The sequence below is a fragment of the Streptomyces sp. NPDC057486 genome (assembly GCF_042802415.1).
GTDB lineage: Bacteria > Actinomycetota > Actinomycetes > Streptomycetales > Streptomycetaceae > Streptomyces > Streptomyces yanii.
Genome location: NZ_JBHVEE010000324.1, coordinates 1 through 1,537, shown reverse-complemented (window position 1 = coordinate 1,537; position 1,537 = coordinate 1). Strand labels below are relative to the sequence as shown.

1 protein-coding gene is annotated in these 1,537 nt (G+C 68.3%); it reads left to right on the top strand.

Features of this window, described 5'->3' with window-relative positions:
- Positions 1 to 267 precede the first annotated feature (267 nt).
- A complete protein-coding gene (locus ACFU6I_RS48665) occupies positions 268 to 1,482 on the top strand; it encodes an IS110 family transposase (protein WP_384381033.1) in 1,215 nt (404 codons plus the stop codon).
- Positions 1,483 to 1,537: the final 55 nt, after the last annotated feature.

The following is a 1,537-nucleotide window of genomic DNA, read 5'->3' as shown; positions in this document are numbered from 1 at the left end:
CCCCCCCGTTATGTTTTTCGCGGTCCTGCAATGGGGCCGCTGGCCTCCGGGCCCGGTATGGCTGTGTCCCCTCTGTCGAACGGATGACCTGGGGGGTGGTGTCGCCGGGCCCGAGGGGTGCCGTCGGAGACGCTGATGAGAGACCCGGCCACCGTCCGGCCTGGTGCAATGCCGGGCAGCTCGTGGGCGGCAGGTCTGCATAACGTGGATGCGCGAGTACGGTGCCACCGCCGAGACCGGCAAGGTCAACCACCTGGAAAGGGCGCAATGTTAGACACCGAAGGCGTGGGCGTCTTCCTCGGGATGGATGTTGGCAAGACCGCCCACCACGGCCACGGGCTCACCCCGGCCGGGAAGAAGGTCTTCGACAAGCCGATGCCCAACAGCGAACCGAAGCTGCGAGCCGTCTTCGACAAGCTCAAGGCCAAGTTCGGCACCGTCCTGGTCATCGTGGACCAACCCGCATCCATCGGCGCCCTGCCCCTGACCGTCGCACGCGACGCCGGCTGCCAAGTCGCCTACCTGCCCGGACTCGCGATGCGCCGGATCGCCGACCTCTACCCGGGCGAGGCGAAAACAGACGCGAAGGACGCCGCGGTCATCGCGGACGCCGCCCGCACCATGCCCCACACCCTGCGCTCGCTGGAACTGACCGACGAGATCACCGCCGAGCTCACCGTCCTGACCGGCTTCGACCAGGACCTCGCCGCGGAAGCCACCCGCACCTCCAACCGGATACGCGGCCTGCTCACCCAGTTCCACCCCAGCCTCGAGCGCGTCCTTGGCCCACGGCTGGACCACCCCGCCGTCACCTGGCTCCTCGAGAGATACGGATCCCCCAACGCCCTGCGGAAAGCCGGCCGCCGCAGACTCGTCGAGCTCATCCGTCCCAAGGCCCCACGCATGGCCGCCCGGCTGATCGACGACGTCTTCGACGCCCTCGACGAACAGACCGTCGTGGTCCCGGGAACCGGCACCCTCGACGTGGTCATCCCGTCGCTGGCCCGCTCGCTCGCCGCTGTCCACGAACAACGCAGGGCACTCGAAGCCCAGATCAGCACCCTGCTGGAGGCCCACCCTCTTCACCCGGTCCTGACCTCGATGCCGGGAGTCGGAGTCAGGACCGCCGCCGTCCTGCTGGTCACCGTCGGCGACGGAAGCGGCTTTCCCAGCGCAGCCCACCTCGCCTCCTACGCTGGCCTCGCCCCCACGACCAGGTCGTCGGGGACCTCGATCCACGGCGAACACGCACCACGAGGCGGAAACCGGCAGCTCAAACGCGCCATGTTCCTCTCCGCCTTCGCCTGCATGAACGCCGACCCGGCCTCCCGCAGCTACTACGACCGGCAAAGAGCCCGCGGAAAGACCCACACTCAAGCCCTCCTCCGACTCGCCCGCCAACGCATCAGCGTCCTCTTCGCCATGCTCCGCGACGGCACCTTCTACGAACCCCGAACCCCCAGCGTCACCCCAGCCGCATGACCACCCCAAACAGCCTCAAACCCCGCACCACGTCCTTGACGAAGGACATAGAGAC